Origin of the sequence: Christensenella sp. MSJ-20, from assembly GCF_044357945.1 — a bacterium.
Taxonomy (GTDB): Bacteria; Bacillota; Clostridia; order Christensenellales; family QAND01; genus QAND01.
Map to the genome: position 1 here is coordinate 580,714 of NZ_CP076563.1, position 26,824 is coordinate 607,537.

Sequence of the window (26,824 nt, forward strand, 5' to 3'; positions counted from 1 at the left end):
GTTTACTCCACACTAAAAATATAGTAGTAGACCGGCTGCCCGCCAAAGTAGACCTGGACCTCGCAGTCCGGAAACCGCTCCTCAAGGGCCTCGCAAAGGGCATTGGCGTCCTCCTCCTGGACCCCTTCTCCATAGAAGATGCTGATAACCTCTCGGTCCTCGTTCATCATCTGCTCCAAAAGCTGCAGAGAAACCTCCTGGGTTTCCTGGCCTTTGACCACCATATCCCCATTGAACAGGCCGATGATGTCCCCTTCCTCCACAGTCAAGCCGTTCATGGAGGAGTTGCGCACCGCAAAGGTGATCTGGCCGCAATCCACATCGAGAATGGCGCTGTTCATGGCCGCCACATTCTCCTCGAAGGACATCTCGGGATTAAAAGCCAGCGCGCCGCTGATGCCCTGAGGCAGAGAACGGGTGGCGATAACGGCCACATTTTTCTCGGAAGCCTCCGCGGCCTGCTGGGCCGCCATGATGATATTTTTATTGTTGGGGAAAACAAAGATGTTTTCCGAGGGCGCTTCCTCAATGGCGGTGAGAATATCCTCAATGCTGGGGTTCATGCTCTGACCCCCGGTAACCACCCGATCCACCCCCAAGTCGGCAAACACAGTACTAAAGCCCTCCCCCGCCGATACCGAGATCATAGCAAAGGGCTTGGGCGGCTCGGCCGGTTCCTCCTCCCAGGAAGGGGTCTCGGACAAATTGGCGTTCTGCTCCCGCATATTGTCGATCTTGATGGCGGACAAATACCCTAGGGACAGGCCGTGCTGAAGGGCCTTTCCGGGATCATTGGTATGGACATGAACCTTAAGAAGATCGCCGCCGCCTACAACCAATACGCAGTCGCCCAGCTTCTCCAGCGCTTTCCGGAGCTGTTCCACCTGGGCCTCCCCCAGATTCCCCTTGGGCTGCTTGACAAAGAACTCGGTGCAGTAACCGAATTCAATGTCGGTATTGAGCTCCTCTGCCACCAGGCTGGGCCCGGTGATCTGAACCTCCTCTTCGGGCACGGGCTCCCCCATGAGGGCCATCTTAAACCCCCGGATGATCACCAGCAGGCCCATGCCACCGGCGTCCACCACGCCCGCCTCCTTTAAAACAGGAAGCATCTCGGGGGTCTTCTTCAGGGTTTCCTCCCCCATCTCAATCATGGCGTCGATGACGTACATCACATCGTTGTTCCGGGCAGAAGCGGCCTCCGCGGCCTCAGCCATGGAGCGGACCACCGTCAAAACGGTGCCCTCCTTGGGTTTCATCACCGCTTTATAGGCAGCCTCCACGCCGCCCCGCATGGCTTTTGCCAAAAGGACGCCGTCCATTTCGCCGGAAGCGCCGTCCACGCCTCTGGCAAAACCTCGAAAAATCTGGCTGAGAATCACGCCGCTGTTGCCTCGGGCTCCCTTGAGAGAACCCATGCTCATGGCGTTGGCCACATCTCCGATGGAATCGCTGGCACAGGCCCGCGCCTCCCGGGACGCGGTAGCAAGGGTAAGCGACATATTGACGCCGGTATCACCGTCCGGCACGGGGAAAACATTGAGGGCATCGATGGCCTTCTTGTTTTTTTCCAGATATGCGGAGGCCACGCCCAGCATATCCTTGAGCTGATGGCCTCCAATCGTATTCACAGACACCTTAAAATCCTCCTAAACCGTGATACCGTTAAACCCGGATACCGCGGATGATAACATTGATATCGGCTACCGTTAGGCCCGTCATGTTTTCCACATGATAGCGGATATTGTTGATCACGGTTTCGGCCACCGCTTTGATGGATACTCCGTACTGGACCACGAGGCTGATCTCAATCCGAACCTTTGCGTCCTCCATCGCTTGGACCCGGACCCCTTTGTCCACAGAATCCTTTTTCAGAAGATCGCTCCATCCGTCGGAGGCGGCCAAACCAAGCACGCCAAAGCACTCGGTGGCGTTTACCCCGGCAATCTTCGCGATGACGCCCTCGGAAATATCTATGGTTCCCAGCTGACTGGGCAATCTAGCTGCCATGGTTTCTCCTCCTTTTCCATTGGATGCACTCCATTGGTCTCATTATTTTACCCCAAATATGCAATGTTTGCAATTTTATATTTTTATTGTGGAAAATTCCTTGCAAATTATAGGGCGAAATGCTAAAATTAGCAACAGTCATGCGTATAGGGAGGTGTTTTGCATGCCGAGAGTTTGTGCAGTTTGCGGTAAAGGTACCGTAGCAGGAAATAGGATCAGCCATTCCCACCGGAAGACCCGCCGCACTTGGTCTCCCAACCTTCAGCGGGCCCGCGTGATGATCAACGGCAGCCCCAAGACGGTAAACGTATGCACCCGTTGCTTGCGTTCCGGCAAAGTACAGCGGGTTGTGTGACCCTATGAGTAAAAGCGCACCAAGGTGCGCTTTTTTTATTTATCCCCAGATGCAAAGAATGCCAGCGATCAAAAGCCCTCCGCCCAGGAGAGCGATCCAGCACCAGAACGGGATGAAACAGAGCAGTACAATCACCCCGACTGCCATCAATAGAATGCCCAAAGCATTTTTAAATCCCTGGCCGCCGCACCGTCCCCGCATTGCACTCTCCCCTTTCATCCCATCATATGGGCAGCAAAGGGGAGATATTCTTTATCCTTGTGGATCGGGAATCCGAACGCGGTTTACAAACACAAAGGCGCTCCCTTGGTGAATCTCCACCATCGCCCGGTTTTCCAGCGCTACATTGCTGACGCCGATGGTCCTGCCGCATCGGTAGTCGTAATGATCCAAAGGGTAGCGAAATCCATGAAGGCTCACCTGACAATCTTCAAACAGGGGCAAAACCGAAATGGTATGGCCTTCCATACCCAAAAGGGGCAGCAAGCTTCTGGTGCAAAAAACCCGTTCTTCCCTGCCTTCCAGTACGCAAGGAACATCTTTTTTCAAAAGACGGTACATCACATGGAGATTGCCCAAGCTATGATCCAGGCGCTTGCCCGTTCCCCCGATGAGTGCAATCTCCTCCGCTCCCAGGTGAAGGGCCAGCGCCACCCCTTCCTCGGTATCGGTCTCATCCTTATAGGGAGAAAGGCGCTCGGTTTGAGCGCCTTGATGCACAAAATAAGCCAAGGTTTCCCCATCCACGGAATCCATATCCCCCACCAAATATTGGGGAAAGACATCGTTTTGACGAGCCCATAGCATGCCGCTGTCACAGGCGATGATGGCCTCTGCCCGGGCTAGTACCTCCTCAACGGCCTCCCGCTCCGGCCATTCTCCGCCGGAGATCACCGCAAACAGCCTACCCACGAAGCTCGCCAATGGCGGCGGCCATATCCTCCGCCGAAAACACGGCGCTGCCTGCCACCAAGCAGTTGGCCCCGGCGTCCCGAGCCGCCGCTGCCGTCTCCCCGTTGATGCCTCCATCCACCTGAATGATCAGATTCGGATGACTAGCCCGGGCGGCCTTTTCCACCACCCGCACCTTATCCAAGCAGGCCGAAATCATGGACTGTCCTCCAAAGCCAGGGTACACCGTCATAATGAGCACCATATCAACCTGGCCAAGGTGGGGCAGCACCGTCTCCACCGGGGTATCGGGGCTGATGGCAATTCCCACCCGCTTGCCCAAACTCCGGATCTCCTGGATGGCGGCTTCCGGATCCTCCACCGTTTCCAGGTGAATGGTGATGATGTCCGCCCCCGCCTGGGCAAACTCTTTGGCATACTTCATGGGATCGCTGATCATCAGATGAACATCAAAGGGGATCTCCGCATAGGGCCGTACCGCCTTTACCACCGGCATGCCAAAGGAGATATTGGGCACAAACTGGCCGTCCATCACGTCCACATGAATCCAGTCGGCGCCGGCCTCCTGAAGCCGGCGGACGTCCTGTCCCAGCTGGGCAAAATCCGCCGAAAGGATGGACGGGCTTACCAATACGTTACTCATAGCGTTTCCTCCATTTTTCCTGGGCCTCCGCCAATAGGGCCCCATATCGTTCCCACCGGGCACGGGGAATGCTCCCCACCTCCACAGCGGCTTTTACCGCGCAATCGGGTTCCCGATGATGCAGGCACCCGGCAAACCGGCATTTCCCTTCATAGGGCAGAAACTCCGGATAGTAGTCCTTCAGACGCTCGGGCTCCATCAAAGGCAGCTCCATAAGGCTGAAGCCTGGGGTATCCACCAGGTATCCGCCTCCCTCCTCCATGGGAAGCAGCTCCGCATGGCGGGTAGTATGCCGTCCCCGCCTGGTTTTCTGGGACAGGCCGGATACCTTGATCTCCTCCCGCTCTGGCAGAAACGCCCGGGTTATGCTGCTCTTTCCCACGCCGGACTGTCCCGCAAAACAGGAAACCCGCCCCCGCGCCAATGCCCGAAGCCGCCCCATTCCCTCTCCGGTAAGGTGGCTGGCACACAGAGGGGTAAACGCCCTATAGGTATCCAAGAACGTCGCCTTGGCCGCCTCATCCGTAAGGTCGCATTTATTGAGCACTGCCACCACCTGAATATCCATCATGGCAGCGGAAATGCAAAGCTTATCCAACAACAGATAGTCGGGGGCGGGATCCCGGGCGCTGACCAAAGCAAACACCAAATCGACGTTGGCCACACGGGGGCGGATCAACTGATTTCTCCGGGGGCGAATGGCATCAAAGGCGCCATCGTCTCCTTCTTGGGGATCAAATTCCACAAAGTCCCCGGGCAGCGGTGTTTTTACATCATTGCGGAACTTCCCCGCCGCTTTAAGGGTATAAAGCGCCCCCTGGGATTCCACGGTATAGAACCCTCCGATGCCCTTTATAATCCGACCCACCGACCGGTTGTTTCCCAGATTAGATTTCAACTTCCGTCTGCCCCAACAATACCCCATTGCAATAGATACGCAGGGTTTTCCTGCCCGCCGATGTGGATCGAACCGTCACATCCATACTGTGACCGCCTGCTCCATAGGTACCCTCCGCCATCACGAACTCGCTCTCCTCCTCCACCAGGGTGATGACCACCTTACTATCCGCTTCCGAAACCTCCGCCGTCACCTTCACCCTGCCGGAGACGGGGCGGGTACGATAAGCGCCCACGTAAAGAATACAGAGATTCTCCTTCACCCCATAGGTGCCGCCTCCCGGATTCTGCCGCAGCACCAATCCTCGGTTCTCAGCGGAGCTTTCCTCCTCACACACCACGATATTGGTGTACCCGTCGGCACGCAGCAGATTCCTGGCTTCCTCCAGGGTTTTGCCCAGCACCGGCGTGGTATGGGCAACTTTGTCGGGGTTGTATCCATCCACCGCCAGGTTTACAAAGGTTCCTGTCTGGACCTGCTGTTCCCCCGTAGGCGACTGGGAGATCACCTTGCCGGTGGGCTCGTTGGACTGAGGCCGGTACTCCACCGTTCCCACCTCCAGATCATTCCGCTCCAACTCCACCAGCGCTTCCTCCAGGGACAACCCCACCACATGGGGCACCTGTACTTTTTCAGGGCCGTCGCAAACCGTAAGGATTACCTTGGTTTTGGACTCCACCATTTCCCCTTCCCGGGGACTGGAATCCAGGACGGTGCCTTCAGAGGCCTCCCCATGAACCCGCTGAATCTCATACCCCAAGCCTGCTTTTGTAAGGGCGCTGGTGGCCAGATCCACATATAGCCCCACCACCTGAGGTACCGCCACCTGGGTCCCCCGGCCCGATTCGATGAGGGCTTTTCCCAGCAGAAAAAAGGCCACCAGGGCCGCCATCACGATGGCGCAGATTTTGCTGATATCCTTAATGCTCTTGCGGGGATCCACCGGCTTATCGTCCAGCACCTCGATGCTGTGATCCACGGTGTCGGCAAAGGTACCGTCGGGCTCCAGGGTCGAGCGATAAAGATCCTGATAGAACAACCGCATGCTAGCATACCGGTTGGCGGGATTCTTTGCTAACGCCTTGACCACCACGCTGGAGAGGCTATATGGCACCGCAGGCTCCAGGTTTATGGGAGGGACCACCACCGAGCGGATGTGCTTCATAGCGATGGCCACCGAGGTATCCCCTGTAAAGGGAACCTGCCCAGTCAACATCTCATAGAGGGTTGCTCCCAGGCTGTAAATATCGGTCTTTTCATCGGTGTCCTCACCGCGGGCCTGTTCCGGCGCGATGTACTGGACGCTGCCCAACACGTCTCCGTCCATCTTGGTAACGGAAACCCCGTCCAACACCTTGGCGATGCCAAAATCGGTGATTTTCGCTACTCCATTCCGATCCACCAGGATATTCTCCGGCTTGATATCCCGGTGAATGATCCGTTTTTCATGGGCGTAGCGAAGCGCATCGCAGATATCCATCCCCCATTGAACAGCGTCAGAAACCGGGATGCGGCCCCATTTTTGGATCAACTCCTTTAGAGTGCTTCCACGAACCAGTTCCATGGCAATATAATGAATACCCCGGTCCACATCCACCCCGTATACCCGCACGATATGGGGATGATTCAGCTCCATCATGGCCCGGGCCTCGTTGATAAACCGGCCCACCATCTCGGCGTCGGTGGCATATTCCTCCTTCAGGATCTTCAGTGCCACCTCCTCGTTGCGTATGAGATCGACGCCGCGATGGATGGTGGCCATCCCGCCATAGCCGATGATCTCTCCCACCTGATAGCGGCTTGATAAAATCCAACGGTTATCCATGGAGCGCCACCTCCTCGCTCCACCGGCAGATGCACAGGGTAATATTATCGGTACCGCCGCGGTTGAGCGCCAAATCCCGCATGGCTTCACAGGCAGACTGCAGTTCCATCCGGCTACAGATCTCCAGCATTTCCTGCGGGGAAACGTTTTCAGACAGGCCATCGGAGCAGATTAAAAGCAGGTCTCCCGCTTGTGCGGGCACCTGGTAGACCTCCCCGGGCTCATCCCTTTGAACTCCCAAGGCTCGGGTCAGGATATGCCGCTGCATGATGTATTCCGGGCTATCCTTTTCCATGACGCCCTGTTCCACCAGATCCTCCACCATGGAATGATCCCGAGTCACCTGAAGGATCTGCTCCCCACGAATATGATAGGCTCGAGTGTCCCCTACATGGGCCACCACCCAGCGGCCGGGCAGACACAGGGCACAGGTTAGCGTGGTGCCCATGTTGGCGCATTTTTCTGAAAAGCTTCCCAGCATCCAGATCTTTTTATTGGTGGAATCCACCCCATCCATCAGCGTGGATTCCGGACGTTCCATGGCGTCCTGCAGTTTGCCGGGCTTTCCCAGGAAATTCAGCATCCCCCGGATGGCAAGGGCGCTGGCGATCTCGCCGGCATTGTGGCCGCCCATCCCATCGGCAACGGCAAAAAAGCACTGGCAGTAATTCTCTCCATCCGGCGTGGGAATATAGTAATTATCCTCGTTGGCCTTCCGAATCTTTCCGACGTGGGTACAAGCCGCAAATTCCATGGTCCTCACCCCTCTTCCTGCAATACCCTGCGGCGCAGCTGGCCGCAGGCTCCCTCGATGTCCTCCGCCAAAGTCCGCCGGATGGTGGCCGACGCACCACATTCCCGCAAAACCTCTAAAAAGCGCTGACACCGCTCCCGGCTGGGAGCACGGAGGCCGCCCACGTTTCCGTTTAGAGGAATCAAATTGATGTGCTTTCGCATGCCCCGCGTCAGCCTGGCCAACTCCCGAGCCTGAACTGGGCTATCGTTGATCCCCTCTACCAAAGCGTATTCAAAGATCACCCGTCGGCCGGTAGCGGCGTCATATGCCCGAGCCGCCTCCACCACCGCATCGATGGAATACCGATGGGAGATCGGCATAATCCTGTGGCGCACTTCATCATTGGGCGCATGAAGGGAAATACACAATACCACAGGCAGTCGCTCCTGGATAAATGCATAAATGCGGTCTACTAAGCCGCAGGTGGAGAGGGAGATATTCCGGCAAGAAAAATGGAACCCCTTTTCCTGGGTCACCAGGCGGAGAAAACGCACCACGTTGTCATAATTGTCAAAGGGCTCCCCACAGCCCATGAGCACCATATGGTTAAGAGCGTCCGGCCCTTTTTCCCCAATGACCCCATGAACCTGGCCCACCAGTTCGTCCACCGTCAGGTTGCGCACCAGCCCGTTCTCGCCGCTGGCGCAAAAAGCGCAGCCCATACGGCAGCCTGCCTGGGTGGAAAGGCACAGGGAACCGCCATGGCGGTACTCCATGAGCACCCCCTCCACAGCGTTGCCGTCCTCACAGCGAAAGAGATATTTTTCACTTCCATCCCGGGATGCCTGGGCCAGTTCCAGGCGCACCCCTCCAAATCCCCGCTCTTCCATAGCCGATACCAGGGATTTGGGCAGATTCCCCATCTCCTCCGGCCGTTTGCCCTTGGCAATCCAGCCCATGATCTGATTCGCCCGATAGGCCGGCTGTCCCGTCTGGGCCACAAAGGCTTTGATTTGGCTGTAATCCATTTCCAGTATCTTCATAAGCGCTCCATGGTAGCAAGATAAAAACAATCGGTGCCATCCAGATGACTCCAGAGGCGAAGCTGTCCTTCCCGGTACCGCTGCCCCATGGCATCGGTAAGGTAGGAGTTTGGAAATTGCCGCAAAGCAAACCCTGGATTGACCTCTAAAAAGCCCTTCACCACGGCTTCGTTTTCATCCCGAGTAAAGGTACAGGTGCAGTAGAGAAGCCGTCCGCCCGGTTTTACATACGCTGCGGACGCTTCCAGGATGCGCCGCTGGATATAATGGAGCTCCCGCACATCCCCCCTAGGTTTTTGGAACTTCACCTCAGGACGGTTGTGAAAGGTGCCAAGCCCGCTGCAAGGAGCGTCCACCAGGACAAAGTCAGCCCTCTTTACCAAAGTTTCATCCCGTTCCTGGCCATCATGAATCCGCGTCTCGATGTTGCCCAGACCCAGCCTTCGTATCTGCCCTGCCATCTCCTCCACCCGGTTGGGGCTGACATCCATAGCCAGGATGGACGCCTCAGGATGATCCTCCCCCATCGAGCAGGACTTTCCTCCCGGCGCGGCGCATACGTCGATGATTCTCCGGCTTCCCCGTGGCGCAAATCCAGTGGCAATTCGGCTGGCTAAGCCCATGAGGCTCATGCGCCCCTCCCGATAGGCGCCGATTTCCGCAAGACGGCTAGCGCCTTGAACGCGCAGCATACCGGGCACCATGGAAGACTCTGCCGCCATCCCCAAAGCGGACAGCTCCTCCAAAAGCGCCGCAGAACCGGTTTTCATGGGATTCACCCGCACATAGGTATCGGTATCCCGGGAGGCCGCCAACGCCAGCGCCCCCTCTAAACCCAAAAGCTCCACCATCTGATTGGCGGCATACACCGGCCAGGAGTACCGCAGGGCAAGGGATTCGGCATCCCCCACCTGAAACGCAAGAATCCGATCACGATCCCGGAGCACCGCCCGCAGCACCCCGTTGATGAACCCGGGCTGTCCCTTTTTTCCCAGCTCCTTGGCCAGCTCCACGCTGCCATTAACGGCGGCGGAGTCCTCCCGGCCAAAGAGACACCGAGCCGTACCCAGCCGCAAAATATTGAGGAGATAAGGCCGGGTCTTCTTCCTCTGGATGTAGCTTTCCAATACATGGTCAATCCAGCTTAGGTTTTCCAGAGCCATACGGGAATAAGCCGTAGCCGCACGACAGGCGGCAGGCTCCAATCCGGCAAACGCCTTCCGCTGGGCTTCCCCATAGTGGATCCCGAACAGCACCTGTTCCAAGATAAAAAGAGCCGCCTTCTCCCCCTGACGAGCGCTCATAGATCGAATCCCCGAGGCGCTTCCTTCCGCCCCCGGATGAAATCCACGTCCGCCATGGGCTTCTTTCCATCGGGCTGGACCCGTAGAAACCGCAGCGCGCCGGAACCGCAAGCCACTATCATCCCCTCCTTGGGGGAAAACGACAGCACCTGCCCTGGAGCACCGTCCCCCTCCATCACACGGGGGTCAAAGAGCTTCAGCCGCTGGCCGTCCAGATGGCCGTAAGCTCCCGGCCAGGGGTCCACGCCCCGACACCGATCGGCAACCCGCTGGGCAGCCTGCGTGAAATCCAAGCGACCATCCTCCTTTTTGAGCATGGGATAGTAGGAGGCCAACGCCTCGTTCTGCGGGATTCGAGGGCAATTCCCTCGTTCCAAAGCCTCCAGGGTTTTGAGCATTACCCTGGCGCCCACCGGGGCCAGGCGCATCAACAGCTCCCCCGCCGTCTCATAGGGTAGGATCTCCACCTTCTCCGAGAAGATCATATCCCCGGTATCCACCCCGCGGGCGGTAAACATGGTGGTGATCCCCGTCTCACGTTCCCCTTCCATGATGCACCAATTGACGGGAGCAGAGCCCCGGTATTTGGGCAGCAGGGAGGCATGGGCGTTGACCACCCCATATTTGGCGGCAGAAAGATTCCGCTGGCTTAAAATCTGTCCATAGGCAGCGGTTACCATCACATCGGGTTGAAGCGCCTCCAGCGTCTCCGCCGCCTGGGGGGCGCGCACCTTTTCAAAGGTATGGACGGAAATCCCCAGCTCCTCCGCCCGCCGTTTTACAGGGGATGGGATCAGCCGGCGGCTCCGGCCTTGAGGCGCGTCTGGCTGGGTTACCACGGCCGCAACCTCATGGGCTCCCGCCACAGCGTCTAAAATGGGGACGGCAAATTCCGGCGTCCCCATAAATACCACCTTCAAAGACTATTCCTCCCCATCCAGGCTGGCTTCCCGGATCATCTTATCGGTAAACAGGATGCCGTCCAGATGGTCGATCTCATGGCAGAAGGCCCGGGCAATGAGCCCCTCGCCAGTGTACTCATAGAGGTCGCCCTTGCGGTCGTAGGCCCGAACCACCACCTTTTGGGGGCGGGCCACATAACCGGCAATACCAGGATTGCTGAGGCAGCCCTCCACCTCCTCCTGGGTACCCTCGGTGGATACGATCTCGGGATTGATAAGCTCAAACAGCTCATCCTCCACCTCAATGACCACCACCCGGCGAAGCACTCCCACTTGGTTGGCAGCCAGGCCGCAGCCGTCGGCGGCGCGCATGGTCTCCAGCATATCGTCTAAAAGGGTGATGATCCGGTCATCGATTTCAGTTACCAGCTTGGCTTTTTTCCGCAGGACGGGATTCCCCGCCTGTAAAATCTCACGAATGGCCATTCTAATCCTCCAAATACTATGGTTTCGCCGGGGATTCCCCGAACGCTTCTCTTCCCGTTTATTATAGCATATTCCAAAGGGTCCATCACCCTAAAACATGCTCAGGGGATCGACCTCCACCACCGGACGACGGCTCCCTCCGTCCTGCTCCTCCAGAATGCGGTACAGCTCGTCAAGAACCGTCTCCAATCCTGGAAGGCGCATGAGCTTGATCAGCACATGGCTCCGGTACTCCCCGCCCCGCTTCGCCATAGGCGCCGGCCCCTGTTTTACGTCCAAGGGTTCGATTCCCCTCTGCTCCAGCAGGGAAAGGCAGGCTTCTCCCGCCCGCCGGGCGGCCTCCAGCACCTCCCGTTCCTCTCCGGTATACAATCCCCGAATAAAGACGGAAAAAGGCGGAAACTGCGCGATCTTTCTATTGAGAATCTCCTCCCGGTAGAACGCGGCGTAATCCTGATTGGCGGCGTGCTGGATGGCAAAGTGGTCGGGATTATAGGTCTGTACCACCACATCTCCCGGCGCCTGGGCTCTGCCCGCCCGACCCGCCACCTGGGTGATGAGCTGGAAGGTCCGCTCAGGACTTCGGTAATCGGGGAAGTATAGGGCGGAATCCGCTGCCATCACCCCCACCAGGGTGACGTTGGCAAAATCCAGGCCCTTGGCGATCATCTGGGTGCCCACCAGGATGTCCGCCTCCCCTCGCTGAAAGCGTCCCAATATCTTTTCATGGGCATTCTTGCCCCGGGTGGTGTCGTAGTCCATCCGAAGGACCCTGGCCTCTGGAAAGCGCTCCTTGACCTGCTCCTCCACCTGCTGGGTCCCGATGCCAAAATGCTTTAGATACGCCTTGCCGCATTCCGGACACACCGAGGGAATGGGGATGGTCTCCCCGCAATAGTGACACCGAAGGTAATCCCCGTTCCTCCCCCTGTGATAGGTATAGGATACCTCACAGTGGGGGCATTTGATCACATGGCCGCAGCCCCGGCACATGACAAACTTAGCATAACCCCGAAGGTTGATGAACAGCATCATCTGCTCCCTACGATCCAGCCGGTCCCGGATCAACTCGCTGAGCTTTCCCGAAAAGACGCTGCGGTTGCCCGCCATCAATTCCTCCCGCATGTCGCAGGTGTACACCCGGGGGAGGGTGCTCTCCCCAATGCGGCTGGGCAGAGTCAAAAGCTCCATCTCCCCCCGGTTGACACAGCGGTAATAGGCATCCACCGAGGGGGTGGCGCTGCCCAGGATGAGGGGCGCCCCCGCCGCGCGGCACCGCCACCGGGCCACCTCCCGGGCGTCATATCGGGGCCTGATCTCGCTGCGATAGCTCTGTTCATGCTCCTCATCGATGACCATGAGCCCGATGTCCTCCACCGGGGCAAATACCGCCGATCGGGCGCCGATCACCACCCGGGCCTCCCCCCGGCGGATGCGGGCCCATTCATCATACCGCTCCCCCACCGAAAGCTGAGAGTGGATTACCGCCACCGTATCCCCAAAACGACTCCGAAACCGGGATACCATCTGGGGCGTCAAAGAAATCTCCGGAACCAGGACAATGGCCCCCTTGCCTCGATTGAGCGTCCTTCCAATGGCGTCCAGATACACCTCGGTCTTGCCGCTGCCGGTAATACCGTGAAGCAGGAACACCCGGCCACTTTCCTCCTCCATAGCAACAGCAATCCGACCGGCAGCGGCTCGTTGCTGCTCCGTCAAGGGGGGCGCGCTGTCCCGAACCACGCGCCCCGCTCCGAAGGGCAGGCGGCGAACCGCCTTCTCCTCCATAACCACGGCGCCCCGCTTCACCAGGGGCGCCAACCCGCTTTTCGCTTTGGGACAGACGGCATAAAGATCCCCAGAAGGGATCTCCTGCACCTGGGCCAGCATCTCCAGGGTGGCGTACTGGCTGGGAGCACGGCGCTGGGTGTATGCCAAAAGGGTCTCCAGCTCTTCCCCTTCCATGACCAGTCTAGCCACCGGAATGCGCTTTTCCCGAACCCGCTGCCCCCGCATCTGTGCGGGGATCATCAGCCGCAGAGCCTCGCTCATGGTACAGTGATAGACTTCCGCCACCTGCTTTGCCAAATCCATCTGCTCAGCGGTAAAGGCCGGAAAGGGATCTTCCTTCCGGAGGATCTCCTTGACCCGTTGGGGATCATAGGTGCAGTCAAGGCTCAGGGTCACCACATATCCCTCGGTGACACCGTTACCCCTGCCAAAGGGCGCCAGCACCCGCTGGCCCAGGGTCAGCTCCATCCCTTCCGGCACCCGGTATTCAAAAACGCGATCCACGCTGCTGTGGGCTATATCAACAATCACATGGGCATACAAATACGATCCTCCCTTTCTCCATAAAATAGAAGCACCCGAGGGTGCTTCTCACCAGCTAGATCAGCGTCGCGATCTCGTCCAGCACCGCGGCGGCCACATCCTCTTTTTGAGCCAGCGGCACCTCTCGGCGTCCCCCGCCCCGTTTTAGAATGGTCACGATGTTGGTATCGCTGTCAAAGCCCGCACCCGCCTGGGTCACATCGTTGGCAACGATCATATCCAGCTTTTTTCGCTGCAGCTTTTCCTCCGCATAATCCACCACCTGGTTGGTCTCGGCGGCGAATCCGACCACAACCTGATCCTTCTTCCGCTCCGCCACCTGGGAAAGGATATCCGGGTTCTCAACCAGCTGAATGGTATCCAGATCATGTTGGGTTTTCTTTACCTTGAAATCAAAAACCTCCTTGGCCCGGAAATCCCCAGGGGCCGCCGCCTTGATGAGCACATCGCAGCCATCGAACTCCCGCAGAACCGCGTCCCGCATCTGGGCTGTGGTCTCCACCAGAATAGACTCAACCCACAAAGGCGGCTCCACCGCCATGGGGCCGTGAATCAATACCACTTGCGCCCCCCGCCGGCGGGCCTCCCGGGCGATGGCGACTCCCATCTTCCCACTGCTGCGGTTGCTGATGTACCGCACGGGATCGATGGGCTCCCGGGTAGGGCCGGCGGTAACCACCACCCGCTTCCCGGCAAAGTCCTTCTTCTCATAGAGCAAGTCCAACACCCGCTCCACGATAACCTGTGGCTCCTCCATACGGCCGTATCCAACGTCCCCGCAGGCTAAGAAGCCCTTGCCCGGGCCCACCACATCCGCGCCCCGGTCCACGAGAATCCTCATGTTGTCCTGAACAGCAGGATGCTCCCACATCTTTTCGTTCATAGCAGGAGCCACGCAGATGGTGGCCTCGGTGGCCATCACGGTGGTGGAGAGCATATCATCGGCGATGCCATGGGCCATCTTTCCGATGATATTGGCAGTGGCCGGCGCGATCAAGAACACATCGGCCCGCTTGGCCAGGGAGATGTGCTCCACCTCAAACCGCACCTTTTCCGCAAACATGTCCACAGCCACGGCGTGTCCCGTCAGGGTTTCGAAGGTCAGGGGCGCGATGAACTCCGTGGCGTGTTCCGTCATAATAACGTATACCTCCACCCCGGCTTTCCGCAGACGGGACGCGATCTCCGCCGACTTATAGGCGGCAATTCCTCCCGTTACCCCCAATACCACGGTCTTTTTTTCCATGGATTATTTCAGTCCTTCCCTACGCTCGCAGGTCACTTTCCCCTCATAGATCTCCTGAATCGCGATGCTGACCGGCTTGATAAACTGCTCTTCCGTCAGCTGCGGATCCCCCGACACCAACTGGCGGGCCCGCTTCGCGGTTTCCACCACCAGGGTATAGCGGCAATCCACGGTCTTCAGCAGCTCGTTGATGGGCGGATAGATCATCATATGGCATTCCTCCTAGAACCTTTGTATTCTTCAATGATATGCAAAATCTCTTGGACGCAATCGTCCAAGTTGTCGTTGATCACGGTATAGTCGTACCATGGAGCCAGCTCCATCTCCCGAACGGCGGTAGCAAGACGCTTTTGAATCTGCTCCTCGGTCTCGGTGTTTCGGCCCCGGAGCCGCCGCTCCAACTCCTCCCGGTCGGGCGGCATCACGAAGATCATCAAAGCCTCGTCCATGGCCTTTTTGACGTTCATCGCTCCCACCACATCGATATCCAGGAAGACATCCCGGCCCTCGTCCATCATCCGCTCCACGAATTTCCGGGGCGTGCCGTATTTGTTCATACCAAATACATCGGCATATTCCAGAAACTCCTGGTTTTCAATCATCCGCACAAACTCCTCCTCGGAGATGAAGAAATAGTCCTTCCCCTCCACCTCTCCGGGGCGCATGGCCCGGGTGGTGCAGGAAACCGATAAGATCCCTCTGGGAAGCTTCTCCAGCAGTGCTTTTATAATGGTCCCTTTGCCGGTACCCGAAGGCCCGGATATCACAACCAGCGCGCCCCGCATGGCTAATCCTCCTGCAGATCCGCGGATTTATCATCCATGCGGTTGGCCACGGTTTCGGGCTGGATGGCGGACAGCACCACATGGTCGCTGTCCATGATGACCACGGCTCGGGTACGGCGGCCGTAGGTTGCGTCTACCAGCATGCCCCGGTCCCGGGCGTCCGAAATGATCCGCTTGATGGGAGCGGATTCCGGACTCACAATGGCAATAACCCGCCCCGCGGACACGATATTGCCAAATCCAATGTTGATCAATCGAATACTCATATGACCTCCAAATCATTCCCCTCGGGGCTATTCGATGTTCTGTACCTGTTCCCGAATCTTCTCAAGCTCACTCTTTAAAAGAATCACCGCCCGAGCGATCTCCCCGTCGTTGCACTTGCTGCCGATGGTGTTGACCTCCCGATTCATCTCCTGGACGATGAAATCCAATTTACGGCCTACCGGCCCCGCAAGAAGCAGCGTCTCCCGAAACTGGGCCAGGTGACTTCCCAAACGCACCAGCTCCTCGTCGATGTTCCGCTTCTCGGCCACAATGGCCGCCTCCATCAGCACCCGCTGCCGGAGGGTCTCGTCAGCCTGGATGAACTCCTGTAGCTTATCCAATAGACGCTGCCGGTTGGCCTCATCCACCACAGGGGCATTTTGGCGCACAACCTCCACCGCCTCTGCCACGGTATCCAGCTTTTGTAGCATATCCTCCTGGATGCGCCCGCCCTCAGCGCTTCGCATTTCCACCAGCTGAATAAGGGCGGCCCCGGCTGCCTCCTGGATCAGTGCCTCCACCGCGCCAAGGTCCTCCTCCCGCTCGGTGGTGGTCAATACGCCGTGAAATCCGGCAATATCCATAAGGCCGGGTTGGTATCCCACCCCCAGATCCCGGGAAAGCGACCGCAGGGCCGACAAATAGGCTCCCGCCAAAGCGGCGTCGCATTGAACATCGGTGCGATCCTCCCGGTTGTTGCGGTAACTTACCGAAAGATCCACCTTACCCCGGTCGCAATGGGCGGATACCAGCCGTCGGAGGGACTCCTCCAAAACGGAGATACGGCCGGGCATCCGGATGTTTAAATCCAGAAACCGGCTGTTGACGCTCTTTACTTCAATGGTGGCCTCCCGGCCCTCCCGGCTGGCATAGCCTCTGCCGTACCCCGTCATACTCTTCAAATCAGCCCAACTCCATGATCGGTTTTATGAGTAAAACATTATACCATATTTATAATTCAGGACAAAGTTATTTGAACAATTTATAGATTTCATCGGGCCGAGGCGGGCCAAAGGTGCGTTCTACTCCATCCTTACACTGGATGGTAAAGCCCGCCTCCGCGGCTTCCGCCCGTCCGATCTGGGCCGCGGGAATTCCCGCGGCCATCAAAGCGTCCATAACCTCCTGGGGCCGCGGGCTGGCAATGAGCATGCTCCCCGAGCTGATGAGCCGCAGCGGATCGATTGCAAATTCCCGGCAAAGATCCAGGGTCAGATCCAGAACCGGAATCTGGCTCTCATCCAAGGCCGCACCGCAGCCCGCTGCGGAACAGACCTCGTGCACCGCTCCCAGCACGCCCCCTTCGGTAATATCGTGCATGGCGCAGGCGCCCGCCCGGGCTGCGATCATGCCGTCGGGCACCACGCTGAGCATGGCCTTAAGCTGATCCACCTGCCCCAAACGCTGGAAGGTAACGGCGGACACCGCCCGATCATAGAACTCGCTGCACATCATGATGGTACCTTCAATACCAGCATATTTGGTGATAATGAGGCCGTCCCCCGGCCGTACATCCCTGCTTTGAACCAAGCCATGGCGGGGACATTTCCCAAAAGCGGTTCCCGAAACCACGATGCGGTTTACGGCGTCTGTAATCTCGGTATGTCCTCCGATAACCTCGATGTTCACCTCGCTGGCAGCCTCGGACACCTGCTCCATAATATCGGCAATGGCGTGCTCAGGGGTATTTTCCGGTGCTAAAATGGTGATCACCATGGCAACCGGTTCCCCGCCGCAGGCAGCGATATCATTGCAGTTGATGTGAACGGCGATCCGTCCCACGTCGCTGTTGGGCACCGTTACGGGATCGGTACTGACCACGCATAGATCCCCCATCAAATCCAGAGCGCCACAGTCCTCACCTACCCCAGGACGGAGAACCACCTCCTCCCGGCGGGGCTGCAGCTTGCTCAAAACATCGGCAACCAGCCGGTCGCTGTCCATCTTCCCAATTCTCATAAAGCCGTCTCATCCCCCAACATGGATAAAAACTCGTCCTCGGTCAAGACCTCAATGCCCAGCTCCTGGGCCTTTCTTAGCTTGCTGCCGGCCCGTTCCCCGGCCACCAGTAAATCGGTCCCCTTGCCCACAGCGCTTTGGACGTTGGCGCCATGGCCCTCGGCCAGCGCCTGAATCTCAGAACGGGTATATCGGGAAAGGGAACCGGTAAACACCACGTTACGCCCACTCAAAAGCCCCGTTTTCTTTTTATCATACACCGGAGCGATCCCCTGATCCAAGAGTTTTTGCAGATTCTCCCGTTTGCCTTCGTCGGCAAAATACCCAGCGATGCTGCGGGCCACTACGTCTCCCACGTCCCGAATGGCAAGAAGCTCCTCCTCTGAAGCCGCCATCAGAGCCGTAAGGCTGCCATAATGATCCGCCAGATCCCGGGCGGTTTTTCTGCCCACGTTGGGGATCCCCAGCGCCGAGAGAAACGCTCCCAGCTCGGGATGTTTGCTGGCCTCAAGGGCCGCAAGCAGGTTATCCGCCTTTTTATCCTTAAATCCCGGCAGCCCTAAGAGCTCCTCCCGGGTCACTCGGTAGAGCTCATAGGGAGCGGTAACCCCCAAATAATCCATCAGCAGCGCGATGGTTTTCTCGCTGAGGCCTTCGATATCCATGCCGTGCTTGCTGGCAAAATGAGACAACTCATAGAGTTTCTGCTGACGGCAGGAATCGGTATTGGTGCAAAAGACGTTGGCTCCCCGCTCCTCCACCGGGCTACCGCAGAAGGGGCAGGTCTCGGGGGTCAAGATGGGCTCTCCCCCATCGTCCACCGTACCCATGATCTCGGGGATCACATCGTTGCTGCGGCGGACCCATACGGTACTGCCCAGCTTAACTCCCTTCCGCTGGATATCTCCGGGATTGTTCAGTGTGGCGTGGGATACCGTGATCCCCCCAATATCCACCGGCGTCAGATGCGCCAGCGGAGTCAGTTTTCCGGTTCTGCCCACGTCCCAGCTCACCCCAATCACCTGGGTAGTGGCTTCCTCAGCCTCAAACTTGATCGCCATGGCCCAACGCGGGAATCGGTCCGTGTGCCCCAGGGCCTCCCGCTGGGCATAGTCCACCACCTTGGCCACTACACCATCGATGAGAAAGTCCAATTGATGGCGGCGCTCCCCCACCTCCATGGCCGCCTGAAACAGCGCTTTCGGGTCATGATACACCCCCAGGTCGGGCGGAGTCTTGAAATGGTTCTCCCGTAAAAAGGCCTCCATCTCCTCCTGGGATTGAAAGCTTTTGTCCTCGATATAGCCCACGTTATAGAAAAAAGCGTCTAAGTTCCGTCGGGCCGTCTCCTTCGGATCCAGATTCCTAAGGGCTCCTGCCGCACCGTTGCGGGGGTTCTTCAGGGGCTCCTGGGCCTCCTGGTTATACCGTTCAAAGGCAGAAATGGGCATAAATCCCTCCCCTTGAACCTCAAAAATCCCCTTGTATTCCACCGAAAGCGGCACCGATTTGATGGTCCGTACCTGGCTTAGGATGCCCTCCCCCACAAGGCCGTTGCCCCGGGTTGCAGCCTGAACCAGCCGGCCATCCTCGTAGGTCAGATTGATGGTCAACCCGTCGAACTTGTGCTGCAGGGCATAGGCCACATCCGCCCCATCGGGCAGCAGACGGCGAATCCGTGCGTCCCACTCCAAAAAATCCTCCTGGGTCTTCACCTTATCCAGGCTCCAGAGCCTAGCCCGGTGGGGATAGGGCTCAAACCGGGCCAAAGGCTGTCCTCCCACCCGGGTGGTGGGGGAGTTTGGCAGGACCGTTCCAGTCTTCCGTTCCAGCTCGATCAGCTCGTCAAAAGCGGCGTCGTATTCCCCATCGGTAACCGACGGGTCGTCCAGCACATAATATTGATAGGCATACCGGTTCAGCCGGTCCACCAGCTCCTGCATTCGTTCCATATCAAACCTTCTTTACCACAGCGAACTTGGTATCGATCTTTTTCACACCCGCTCCCGGAAAAGCGATCTCCAGCACCCCGTCCTTTTCGGTGATGACGGTGCCCTGCTTAAACAGGGGATGAACCACCTTATCTCCCGGAGCGAAGCTCCCGGCGGGAGCTTTGGCCGCCGCCCGTTTTTGGAATACCTGGGGCCGGACCGGCACAGGCCGCCGGGGCTCCGGGGCGTCTTCCTCATACCAGCTATTCCTGTTTTGCCCAATTCCGCGGCGGATGATGCCCTCCTCCGGCAATTCTGCCAGAAAGCGGGAAGGCTCGTTAAAGACGGTATTGTTGAACATATTCCGCGCCACGCAATAGGAGAGATACAGCCGTTCCATGGCCCGGGTAATGCCCACATAGCATAGCCGCCGCTCCTCCTCCACCTGGCTATCGTCCACAAGGGAACGGGAATGGGGACAAAGCCCCTCCTCCATGCCGATCAAAAATACCACCGGAAACTCCAGGCCCTTGGCGCTGTGGAGGGTCATCAGGGTAACAGAACTATCGTAGCCGCCCTCCTCATCGGTGTCCATCACCAAGGCCAGTCCCTGCAAGAACTCCGCCAGATCCGCCTCGGGGTTGTTTTCAAAGTATTCCTTTGCCGCCTGGACAAACTCCTTGATATTCTCCGCCCGGGAGAGGGCCTCGTCGCTGCCGTCATCCAGGTATTGGGACAGCATCCCCGATTGGTCGATGGCATCCAGGATCAGCTCATAGGGCTCCCGCTTTTCAGTCAGAGAAAACAGGTTCTCCGCCAGATCCCGGAAGGAAAGCAGATTCTTTACCATCCGCTTCTGGGTAAAGTGCTGATCCGCCTCCCCGACGATCTCATAGGCCGGGACCCCGTACCGGTCCGCAGCCTCCTGAACCGCGGCGATGGCGGCGTCTCCGATGCCCCGCTTGGGTACATTGATGATGCTAAACAACGAGAGGTCGTCCCGGGGGTTCTGCAAAAACCGCAATAAGGAGACGATGTCCTTCACCTCCCGGCGGTCGTAAAACTTCATTCCCCCGTAAACCCGGTAATGGATGCCGCTGCGCATAAGGGCCTCCTCCACCGCCCGGCTCTGAGCATTGATCCGGTAGAGAATAGCCATATCCTCATAGCGATACTCCGCCGCCAGGTTGTCGATCTCGTTCACCACGTAGTCGGCTTCGCCCTTTTCATTAGCGGCCCGGTATACCACGATGGGATACCCCTCCCCTTTATCGGTAAAGAGATTCTTGCCCTTGCGCTGGAGGTTGTGAGAAATCACCGTGTTGGCGGCATTTAGAATGTTGCCGTAGGAGCGGTAGTTCTGCTCCAAGCGGATGGTCGCCGCCCCGGGGAAATCCTGCTCAAATTCCAGGATGTTGCGGATATCCGCCCCCCGCCAGCCGTAGATGCTCTGATCGTCGTCCCCCACCACGCAGATATTTCCGTGAACGGAGCACAGCAGCCGGATCAGCTTATACTGAGCCGGGTTGGTATCCTGGTACTCGTCCACCATCACATAACGGAATTTGTTTCCGTAATATAGGCGCACATCCTCATGCTTCTCCAAAAGCTCGATGGTCTTTAGCAGCAGATTATCAAAGTCCATGGCGTTGGCGTCCCGCTGCTCCTTCTCATAGAGGGCGTAGACATCATAGGCCCGGCGCCGGACATAGTCCTCGGTCTCCCGGAAGAACTCCGCCGGTTTTTCATAATGGTTCTTAGCCCGGCTGATGAAATCCAGCATGGTCTTGGGCGGAAAGTACTTTTCATCCATATCCAAGGCCCCTAGGCACCGTTTGATGAGCCGCAGGGAATCGCTGGTATCATAGATGGTAAAATCCCGGGTATACCCCAGCGCGTCCCCATGGCTTCGCAAAATCCGAACACACATGCCATGGAAGGTATGGATCCACATGGATTCCGCCCCGGGCCCCACCGCCGCGTGAATGCGCTCCTTCATCTCCCGGGCCGCTTTATTGGTAAAGGTGATGCACAGGATGTTGCCAGGCCACACGTCAAGGCTGTCCACAATGTTGGCAGCCCGGGCGGTAAGGGTTTTGGTCTTGCCGCTGCCGGCTCCCGCCAATACAACAAGAGCGCCCTCTGTGCGCTCCGCCGCTTCTCTTTGTCTTGGGTTCAATTCATCAAGTATCATAGCATTCCTAATATACCATAAAAGCGCAGGGATTTATAGTTCCACTGCGCTTCTACAAAGAGAATTTCTCGCTATTTTTTCATACGGTTCAATGCGATGTCATAGCCCCCGGTGCCGTATACCACACAGCGGTTGACCCGGCTGATGGTAGCGGTGCTGGCGCCGGTTTGGCGGCTGATCTGCTGGTAGGTCACCTTCTCCCGCAAAAGCCTTGCCACCTCCAGCCGTTGGGCAATGGCCTGCAATTCGCTGATGGTGCAGATATCCTCAAAAAAACGGTAGCATTCATCCAGGCTCTCCATGCTCAAAATAGCCTCAAACAGCCTGTCCAGCTCCTCGGAACGGATTTTGCTCGTGGCGTCCATGATCATTCCCATCCCTTCTATGGTTATGATAGGAATTATACCACAAGCTATCATCATATTACAGCACTAAACTGTAACTTCCTGATTTTTTTCCAAGGAACCGATGGATACCTCATAGGCGGTTTTTTCCACCACCGACCCATCGGGCAGCGTCTTTTCGTAGATGCGGCTCTGCATCCGGCCGGAGATGCTGATCATATCCCCCATACTCAGATTCTGGGCGTACCGGGCCAGACGTCCCCAGGCGATGCAGGGGATATAGTCACTCTTCCGGAAGGCTCGGTTGACCGCCAGCAAAATGTCGGCAATCTCCCGTCCAAAAGGGGTGGTGCGGTAGATGGGCGGCTTGCAAATGTGCCCCTTTAAAGCAATGAAGTTGAGAAACCCCTCCTGGGTATCCGCAAAGATGATGTCCTTGGCAAATACCGTAAGGATCAAACGGCTCGCTCCATCGATATACTGGTTATAGCTTCTGAGCTGGCCAATAATGGTAACGATGCTATCCACCTGGGGCATGTATCCCGATAGCAGCCGTTCGGATATGGTAATGGGCAACAGATCACAGGCATGGGAAAGACGAGGCACCCGCAACCGAGTGGCATAAAAGCGCTCTCCATAGGTCACGTGGGATTCCTTCAGGGGCTCCGCTACCATTCCCCGAAGTTTTACGGTATTGTGAAAACCTCCCTGCTGCACGGAACCCCCTCCTTCTGCCCATAAATCAATACATATCGCTCTACCATGTTATGCAGGCAGACGGCCGATCATACCGGAAATCCCAGCAGCTTCTCCTTAGAGCCCCATTTGCCCGAAAGAAAAAAAGCTTCCGTTTGCAGCGCGTTCCCCGTATAATGGGAATGCACATTCCAACTGCGTTGCACCATTCATTTAAGGAGGACGGTATGATGAAAAAGGCCCTTAGAACCACCCTTGCCGTGCTGATGTGCGCGGCCCTGCTCCTTGCCCTGGTCGCCTGCGGCGGCGGTGCCCCCGCAAGCATGAAGGGTACCAGCTGGAGCGTTTCCAAGGTTTCCGCCAACGGCATGGAGATCGAAGGCGAGATGTTGGCCTCCATGGGATTTGAGATCACCATCAATTTCACCAGCGACAGCGAATACACCATGGAAGCCCTGGGCGAATCCATTGACGGTACCTATACCCTTTCCGGCAATACCCTAACCCTGACGGTGGGCAGCGATTCTCAGGACTGCACCCTCTCCGGCAATTCCTTCACCATGGAGGAGGATGGCTCCAAGGTGGTTTTCACCAAGAAATAAGCATATCAATAAAAAAAGCGCCTGCAGGCGCTTTTTTTATTGATGCCGAAACTCCACGCCTTCCACCGGCGTTCTTCCCGCATTGGGTGAACGACAAATGAAAAAAAGGCTTCCCCTTCTGCCAGCTAGCGAGTATACTATATTTATTATTTGCTTGCGTAGCATGCTTTCAAGGAGGACGATACCATGAAAAAGACCCTTAAAACCACCCTCGCGGTACTGATGTGTGCCGCCCTGCTGCTGGGCCTGTGCGCTTGCGGCGGTTCCGCGTCCAGCCTCAAAGGCACCAACTGGAGCGTTTCCAAGGTTTCCGCCAACGGCATGGAGATCCAGGGCGAAATGCTCGCCTCCATGGGGTTTGAGATGACCCTGGAGTTCACCAGCGACAGCGACTTCAAGATGGGCGCAATGGGTGAATATGTAGAGGGTACCTATACCCTTTCCGGCGGCACCGTTACCATGACGGTGGATGGAGAAGCGGTAGACGCCGCTCTTTCCGGCAATACCATCACCATGGAGGAAGATGGCGCCAAAATCGTTTTTTCTAAGAAATAAGCAGAGGCAGTCAAAAAGCCTGTGGCAAATAGCCACAGGCTTTTTTTATAGGTCTTCCCCCAGGATCAAATCCGCAAAGGCGTCAAGGGTTCTGATCTCGTAGGTGGGGCGGATGTCCGGATCCCCCGGCAGCCCCTTGGGATTATACCAGCAGGTATCCACCCCGGCGTTCCGGCCTCCCAGGATATCGGCCGTGAGGGAATCCCCTAAAATGATTGCGTCCTCCCGCCGGACCCCCTCGCCCAGGAGCGCAAATACCTGGTCAAAGTACTCCGCCGTAGGCTTCTGGGATCCCAGCGCTTCGGAAACAAATAGATGCGGGATGTACTTTTTCAAAAAGGATCGCTCATAGCGGCTGGTCTGCACCCGCTCAACCCCGTTGGTAATCATGGCCAAGGTGCATTTCCCATAGAGCCGCTGGAGGAGTTCCTCCGCTCCCGGCTCGGAGAAGGTACACAGCGCAAGCTGATCGGCATAGGCTTCGTTCATCTCCCGTGGGGTCAGATGCTCCACCCCCAAATGCTGGGCCAACAGCCGGAACCGCTTATCCTGGAGCTGGGGCTTGGTCAATTCTCCCCGCTCAAACTCCTCCCATACCATGGTATTGATTTTATCGTAAACCTTCAGAATATCGGGTCCGCCTGGAAGCCCCAGGGCCTTAAGCATTTCGCTTAGAGCATGGTTCTGGGCCCGTTTGAAATCCATCAGCGTGCCGTCGTTGTCCAGCAGCACCAGGGAATATCTCGCCATATTGCGCCTCCTTTATCTTTCTTTTATTTTGCATGACTTCCAGAAAAAACGCAACCCTGCACGGATGCTCCCCCTTAGGCATAGGATAGATGGGGTGATGACCATGAAACACGTCCTGCCGCGGATTCGCAGCCGTAAACTAAGCTACCAGCCCAGCCGGGATGGCGTTCTCCTGTTGGACGGAGAGATTCGCTATCCCCGCATCGCCGCCGCGCAAGCGCCCAACGCCGGCAATCAGATGAGCGCCCGGTGCCATCTGGATGCGGTGGAATATCTATTGTTTCTCCAGTCTCAGGGTTACGACGCCGCACAAACCGTTTGGAAACAAAAGGGCCCTCTGCCCCTCTCGGCCCGACAGGGCTTTTCCGTCACCTACCTGGGTCTGGAACGAATGAGCCTGGTATTCCAGCGGACGGAATCCTGGCAATCGGGGCCACAGCAACTTGGTCGAACCTTTTGCCTGCGCACCGGACGATTGCTGGCCCTTCACGACCTCTACGCCGGCCGGTATGCCGACGCCATCTATGAATACATTCTGGATGAAATCCAGCGGGAGGAGTCCTCCTATTACGAAAATTATAAGGTGAACGCCCGAAAACACCTCCAGGAAGAAAACTACTTCTTAACGCCCCAGGGGGTCGCGCTATTCTATCCGCCCGATACCATCGCGCCGGAGGAAAAAGGCGTTTTGCACTTCACCATCCCCTATTCCCTGCTAGAGGAATACCAAATCCCCCGCCAAACGGAAGAGGAGCCAGCCCCATAGCCGGCTCCTCTTTTCTACTGTTCATCGGGCGAGGGAATGCCCAGTCGTTTTCCTAACACCAAGGTCCCCAGGTACACCGCGGTAGCAACCAAAATCAGAACCCCCATCAGCACATAGAAGGAACGGATGCCCACGGTATCCGCCATCACGCCTCCCAAAAAATTTCCGCCGATGCCGCTCATGGCCATGATAGCGGCGTTGGCTGTCATAGCGGTGGCGGATAAATTCTTGGGCGCCAAGCTGTAAACATAGCGTACAATAGCAAAGAGATAGAATCCGTAGGCCACACCGCTGGTCAGCATCATAGTGATGAGCACCGTGCCGCTGTAAGCCGAAGCGTAAATAAGCTGTTCGATGCCGTAATAGGCAAATACCGCAAGGGTGATGGTCCGAAGTTTCATCCTTCGGCAGAGGACCGCCGCCAGCAGCATGCCGGGCACCTCCATAAACGCCCGGATGCCGGTAAAGGTGCCAATGACCGATGGATCCCCCATCACCTCGGTAAACAGGTAGGGTAGATAGGTACCGTTGGAATACTGGGGTAGGTAAGTAAAGAGGGCGCAAACAAAAAACGTCATGAGATAGTAATTATGAAACAGCTTCCCAAGTCCCAGTTTGTTTCGCTTCACCTCCCGCACAGCGTGCTCCATCAGAGGCGCCGTAGGCTGCGCGTCCCCCACCTTCCGGCAGATGAAATATACCGGGAGCGCGCAGATGGGTACCAGAAAAAACACCGACGCCGTTCCCAGGTTGGGCACCAGGAACAAGCCGGAGCAGACGGCCGCCACAGCGTAGCCTAGGGAACCGTACCGCCGGGCGGTGGCGTATTTCACCCGCCCGTCCGCATCCTGGATCTGCAACATCCAGCTATCCAGGATGGAAGCGGCGGAAAGCCGGAATGCAGAGCCCCCAACCATGACGATAACCGCCAGGGAGAGTCCCCCCAGCATCGTGCTTCCCGTCAAGGGAACCCACAGCCAAGCGGCGGCGGTAACAAACCAACAAAGGATAAAAACCCTACGGCTGGAACCGATCTTATCGGATATGATCCCAAAAACAGGCGGCGCGGCCATCCCCACAAAGGCGATGGCCGCCATAGCGCTTCCCACTGCCACGCCGCTCATGCCGGTTTCCCGGAGAAACTGGGATAAATAGGAATTAGAACAAAGGCTGGCCCAATAGAGAAATTCCAACAGGCACATGAAACGCTGACGAACCCGATAATCCATGATAGCCCCCATCGCAAAAAGGATAAGCGGACCCCCGCTAACACTGGCGCAC

Annotated in this window: 29 protein-coding genes; 4 read left to right on the forward strand and 25 right to left on the reverse strand. The window is 57.3% G+C overall.

What is annotated here, in order from left to right:
• Positions 1-2 precede the first annotated feature (2 nt).
• A complete protein-coding gene (locus KP626_RS02990; protein ID WP_395978191.1) occupies positions 3-1,637 on the reverse strand; it encodes a DAK2 domain-containing protein in 1,635 nt (544 codons plus the stop codon).
• A gap of 28 nt (positions 1,638-1,665) precedes the next feature.
• Positions 1,666-2,010 (reverse strand): Asp23/Gls24 family envelope stress response protein, encoded by a 345-nt coding sequence (locus KP626_RS02995; protein ID WP_395978193.1) that lies wholly within the window; start codon positions 2,008-2,010, stop codon positions 1,666-1,668.
• Positions 2,011-2,173: 163 nt separating this feature from the next.
• Here KP626_RS02995 and rpmB point away from each other — a divergent pair, with 163 nt between their 5' ends.
• Positions 2,174-2,365 (forward strand): 50S ribosomal protein L28, encoded by a 192-nt coding sequence (rpmB, locus tag KP626_RS03000; RefSeq protein WP_395978195.1) that lies wholly within the window; start codon positions 2,174-2,176, stop codon positions 2,363-2,365.
• A 39-nt stretch (positions 2,366-2,404) separates the two neighbouring features.
• Here rpmB and KP626_RS03005 read toward each other — a convergent pair whose 3' ends face one another.
• The 21 genes from KP626_RS03005 to KP626_RS03105 all read right to left on the reverse strand — a co-directional run bounded on the left by KP626_RS03005 (position 2,405) and on the right by KP626_RS03105 (position 22,891).
• Positions 2,405-2,566: a hypothetical protein gene (locus tag KP626_RS03005; protein WP_395978197.1), complete on the reverse strand. Its 162-nt coding sequence runs from the start codon at positions 2,564-2,566 to the stop codon at positions 2,405-2,407.
• A 51-nt stretch (positions 2,567-2,617) separates the two neighbouring features.
• Complete coding sequence (locus tag KP626_RS03010) at positions 2,618-3,277, reverse strand: thiamine diphosphokinase (protein ID WP_395978199.1); 660 nt, start codon at positions 3,275-3,277, stop codon at positions 2,618-2,620.
• The gene (rpe, locus tag KP626_RS03015; protein ID WP_395978201.1) at positions 3,270-3,920 is read right to left on the reverse strand and encodes a ribulose-phosphate 3-epimerase; all 651 of its coding nucleotides are present in this window, start codon (positions 3,918-3,920) and stop codon (positions 3,270-3,272) included. Before rpe ends, KP626_RS03010 begins: the two co-directional genes overlap by 8 nt.
• The gene (gene rsgA / locus KP626_RS03020; RefSeq protein WP_395978203.1) at positions 3,913-4,818 is read right to left on the reverse strand and encodes a ribosome small subunit-dependent GTPase A; all 906 of its coding nucleotides are present in this window, start codon (positions 4,816-4,818) and stop codon (positions 3,913-3,915) included. The genes rpe and rsgA overlap by 8 nt, the downstream gene beginning before the upstream one ends.
• Entirely contained in the window at positions 4,808-6,643 is a 1,836-nt protein-coding gene (locus KP626_RS03025) for a protein kinase (RefSeq protein ID WP_395978205.1), read from the reverse strand. Before KP626_RS03025 ends, rsgA begins: the two co-directional genes overlap by 11 nt.
• Positions 6,636-7,397 (reverse strand): PP2C family protein-serine/threonine phosphatase, encoded by a 762-nt coding sequence (locus KP626_RS03030; protein WP_395978207.1) that lies wholly within the window; start codon positions 7,395-7,397, stop codon positions 6,636-6,638. Before KP626_RS03030 ends, KP626_RS03025 begins: the two co-directional genes overlap by 8 nt.
• Positions 7,398-7,402: 5 nt before the next feature.
• Positions 7,403-8,422, reverse strand: a complete 1,020-nt coding sequence (gene rlmN, locus KP626_RS03035) for a 23S rRNA (adenine(2503)-C(2))-methyltransferase RlmN (protein ID WP_395978209.1) — start codon at positions 8,420-8,422, stop codon at positions 7,403-7,405.
• A complete protein-coding gene (locus KP626_RS03040) occupies positions 8,419-9,726 on the reverse strand; it encodes a transcription antitermination factor NusB (RefSeq protein ID WP_395978211.1) in 1,308 nt (435 codons plus the stop codon). Before KP626_RS03040 ends, rlmN begins: the two co-directional genes overlap by 4 nt.
• Positions 9,723-10,640, reverse strand: a complete 918-nt coding sequence (gene fmt / locus KP626_RS03045; RefSeq protein ID WP_395978939.1) for a methionyl-tRNA formyltransferase — start codon at positions 10,638-10,640, stop codon at positions 9,723-9,725. The genes KP626_RS03040 and fmt overlap by 4 nt, the downstream gene beginning before the upstream one ends.
• Before the next feature lie 9 nt (positions 10,641-10,649).
• On the reverse strand, positions 10,650-11,114 hold the full coding sequence (gene def, locus KP626_RS03050; protein WP_395978213.1) for a peptide deformylase: 465 nt from the start codon (positions 11,112-11,114) through the stop codon (positions 10,650-10,652).
• 90 nt (positions 11,115-11,204) lie between these two features.
• Positions 11,205-13,448 (reverse strand): primosomal protein N', encoded by a 2,244-nt coding sequence (gene priA, locus KP626_RS03055; protein ID WP_395978215.1) that lies wholly within the window; start codon positions 13,446-13,448, stop codon positions 11,205-11,207.
• A gap of 55 nt (positions 13,449-13,503) precedes the next feature.
• Positions 13,504-14,694, reverse strand: coding sequence for a bifunctional phosphopantothenoylcysteine decarboxylase/phosphopantothenate--cysteine ligase CoaBC (gene coaBC / locus KP626_RS03060; protein WP_395978217.1), 1,191 nt, complete (start codon positions 14,692-14,694; stop codon positions 13,504-13,506).
• A 3-nt stretch (positions 14,695-14,697) separates the two neighbouring features.
• Positions 14,698-14,904, reverse strand: a complete 207-nt coding sequence (rpoZ, locus tag KP626_RS03065; RefSeq protein WP_395978219.1) for a DNA-directed RNA polymerase subunit omega — start codon at positions 14,902-14,904, stop codon at positions 14,698-14,700.
• Entirely contained in the window at positions 14,901-15,479 is a 579-nt protein-coding gene (gene gmk / locus KP626_RS03070) for a guanylate kinase (RefSeq protein ID WP_395978221.1), read from the reverse strand. The genes rpoZ and gmk overlap by 4 nt, the downstream gene beginning before the upstream one ends.
• Before the next feature lie 2 nt (positions 15,480-15,481).
• A complete protein-coding gene (gene remA / locus KP626_RS03075) occupies positions 15,482-15,745 on the reverse strand; it encodes an extracellular matrix/biofilm regulator RemA (protein ID WP_395978223.1) in 264 nt (87 codons plus the stop codon).
• 27 nt (positions 15,746-15,772) lie between these two features.
• Positions 15,773-16,639, reverse strand: coding sequence for a YicC/YloC family endoribonuclease (locus KP626_RS03080; protein ID WP_395978941.1), 867 nt, complete (start codon positions 16,637-16,639; stop codon positions 15,773-15,775).
• A 76-nt stretch (positions 16,640-16,715) separates the two neighbouring features.
• A complete protein-coding gene (locus KP626_RS03085) occupies positions 16,716-17,705 on the reverse strand; it encodes an AIR synthase family protein (RefSeq protein WP_395978225.1) in 990 nt (329 codons plus the stop codon).
• On the reverse strand, positions 17,702-19,657 hold the full coding sequence (gene ligA / locus KP626_RS03090) for an NAD-dependent DNA ligase LigA (RefSeq protein ID WP_395978227.1): 1,956 nt from the start codon (positions 19,655-19,657) through the stop codon (positions 17,702-17,704). The genes KP626_RS03085 and ligA overlap by 4 nt, the downstream gene beginning before the upstream one ends.
• A gap of 1 nt (position 19,658) precedes the next feature.
• Complete coding sequence (locus KP626_RS03095) at positions 19,659-21,830, reverse strand: ATP-dependent helicase (RefSeq protein WP_395978229.1); 2,172 nt, start codon at positions 21,828-21,830, stop codon at positions 19,659-19,661.
• A gap of 71 nt (positions 21,831-21,901) precedes the next feature.
• On the reverse strand, positions 21,902-22,201 hold the full coding sequence (locus KP626_RS03100; RefSeq protein ID WP_395978231.1) for a YerC/YecD family TrpR-related protein: 300 nt from the start codon (positions 22,199-22,201) through the stop codon (positions 21,902-21,904).
• 60 nt (positions 22,202-22,261) lie between these two features.
• A complete protein-coding gene (locus KP626_RS03105) occupies positions 22,262-22,891 on the reverse strand; it encodes a single-stranded DNA-binding protein (RefSeq protein ID WP_395978233.1) in 630 nt (209 codons plus the stop codon).
• Positions 22,892-23,100: 209 nt separating this feature from the next.
• Here KP626_RS03105 and KP626_RS03110 point away from each other — a divergent pair, with 209 nt between their 5' ends.
• Together KP626_RS03110 and KP626_RS03115 are read left to right on the forward strand one after the other, a co-directional pair.
• A complete protein-coding gene (locus tag KP626_RS03110) occupies positions 23,101-23,472 on the forward strand; it encodes a lipocalin family protein (RefSeq protein ID WP_395978235.1) in 372 nt (123 codons plus the stop codon).
• A gap of 186 nt (positions 23,473-23,658) precedes the next feature.
• A complete protein-coding gene (locus tag KP626_RS03115; RefSeq protein WP_395978237.1) occupies positions 23,659-24,027 on the forward strand; it encodes a hypothetical protein in 369 nt (122 codons plus the stop codon).
• 45 nt (positions 24,028-24,072) lie between these two features.
• Here KP626_RS03115 and KP626_RS03120 read toward each other — a convergent pair whose 3' ends face one another.
• The gene (locus tag KP626_RS03120) at positions 24,073-24,777 is read right to left on the reverse strand and encodes a YjjG family noncanonical pyrimidine nucleotidase (RefSeq protein WP_395978239.1); all 705 of its coding nucleotides are present in this window, start codon (positions 24,775-24,777) and stop codon (positions 24,073-24,075) included.
• A 97-nt stretch (positions 24,778-24,874) separates the two neighbouring features.
• Between KP626_RS03120 and KP626_RS03125 the strand changes: the two genes are divergently transcribed.
• A complete protein-coding gene (locus tag KP626_RS03125) occupies positions 24,875-25,543 on the forward strand; it encodes an RsiV family protein (protein ID WP_395978241.1) in 669 nt (222 codons plus the stop codon).
• Between the two features lie 14 nt (positions 25,544-25,557).
• On the opposite strand, the gene KP626_RS03130 is transcribed toward KP626_RS03125, so the two are convergent.
• Positions 25,558-26,772 carry an MFS transporter gene (locus KP626_RS03130; protein WP_395978243.1) on the reverse strand — a complete coding sequence of 405 codons (1,215 nt, stop codon included), beginning with the start codon at positions 26,770-26,772 and terminating at the stop codon, positions 25,558-25,560.
• Between the last annotated feature and the right edge of the window lie 52 nt (positions 26,773-26,824).

Bases quoted from the DNA above. Each gene is read 5' to 3' on its own strand.
- KP626_RS03120 (WP_395978239.1), bottom strand. From the start codon at position 24,777: ATGGCGAGATATTCCCTGGTGCTGCTGGACAACGACGGCACGCTGATG.
- KP626_RS02995 (WP_395978193.1), bottom strand. From the start codon at position 2,010: ATGGCAGCTAGATTGCCCAGTCAGCTGGGAACCATAGATATTTCCGAG.
- rlmN (WP_395978209.1), bottom strand. From the start codon at position 8,422: ATGAAGATACTGGAAATGGATTACAGCCAAATCAAAGCCTTTGTGGCC.
- KP626_RS03095 (WP_395978229.1), bottom strand. From the start codon at position 21,830: ATGATACTTGATGAATTGAACCCAAGACAAAGAGAAGCGGCGGAGCGC.
- KP626_RS03110 (WP_395978235.1), top strand. From the start codon at position 23,101: ATGAAAAAGGCCCTTAGAACCACCCTTGCCGTGCTGATGTGCGCGGCC.
- KP626_RS03125 (WP_395978241.1), top strand. From the start codon at position 24,875: ATGACCATGAAACACGTCCTGCCGCGGATTCGCAGCCGTAAACTAAGC.
- KP626_RS03085 (WP_395978225.1), bottom strand. From the start codon at position 17,705: ATGAGAATTGGGAAGATGGACAGCGACCGGCTGGTTGCCGATGTTTTG.
- KP626_RS03130 (WP_395978243.1), bottom strand. From the start codon at position 26,772: ATGGATTATCGGGTTCGTCAGCGTTTCATGTGCCTGTTGGAATTTCTC.
- KP626_RS03080 (WP_395978941.1), bottom strand. From the start codon at position 16,639: ATGACGGGGTACGGCAGAGGCTATGCCAGCCGGGAGGGCCGGGAGGCC.
- remA (WP_395978223.1), bottom strand. From the start codon at position 15,745: ATGAGTATTCGATTGATCAACATTGGATTTGGCAATATCGTGTCCGCG.
- ligA (WP_395978227.1), bottom strand. From the start codon at position 19,657: ATGGAACGAATGCAGGAGCTGGTGGACCGGCTGAACCGGTATGCCTAT.
- gmk (WP_395978221.1), bottom strand. From the start codon at position 15,479: ATGCGGGGCGCGCTGGTTGTGATATCCGGGCCTTCGGGTACCGGCAAA.
- KP626_RS03030 (WP_395978207.1), bottom strand. From the start codon at position 7,397: ATGGAATTTGCGGCTTGTACCCACGTCGGAAAGATTCGGAAGGCCAAC.
- KP626_RS03115 (WP_395978237.1), top strand. From the start codon at position 23,659: ATGAAAAAGACCCTTAAAACCACCCTCGCGGTACTGATGTGTGCCGCC.
- KP626_RS03005 (WP_395978197.1), bottom strand. From the start codon at position 2,566: ATGCGGGGACGGTGCGGCGGCCAGGGATTTAAAAATGCTTTGGGCATT.
- KP626_RS03100 (WP_395978231.1), bottom strand. From the start codon at position 22,201: ATGATCATGGACGCCACGAGCAAAATCCGTTCCGAGGAGCTGGACAGG.
- rpmB (WP_395978195.1), top strand. From the start codon at position 2,174: ATGCCGAGAGTTTGTGCAGTTTGCGGTAAAGGTACCGTAGCAGGAAAT.
- def (WP_395978213.1), bottom strand. From the start codon at position 11,114: ATGGCCATTCGTGAGATTTTACAGGCGGGGAATCCCGTCCTGCGGAAA.
- KP626_RS03040 (WP_395978211.1), bottom strand. From the start codon at position 9,726: ATGAGCGCTCGTCAGGGGGAGAAGGCGGCTCTTTTTATCTTGGAACAG.
- coaBC (WP_395978217.1), bottom strand. From the start codon at position 14,694: ATGGAAAAAAAGACCGTGGTATTGGGGGTAACGGGAGGAATTGCCGCC.
- rpe (WP_395978201.1), bottom strand. From the start codon at position 3,920: ATGAGTAACGTATTGGTAAGCCCGTCCATCCTTTCGGCGGATTTTGCC.
- rpoZ (WP_395978219.1), bottom strand. From the start codon at position 14,904: ATGATGATCTATCCGCCCATCAACGAGCTGCTGAAGACCGTGGATTGC.
- KP626_RS03025 (WP_395978205.1), bottom strand. From the start codon at position 6,643: ATGGATAACCGTTGGATTTTATCAAGCCGCTATCAGGTGGGAGAGATC.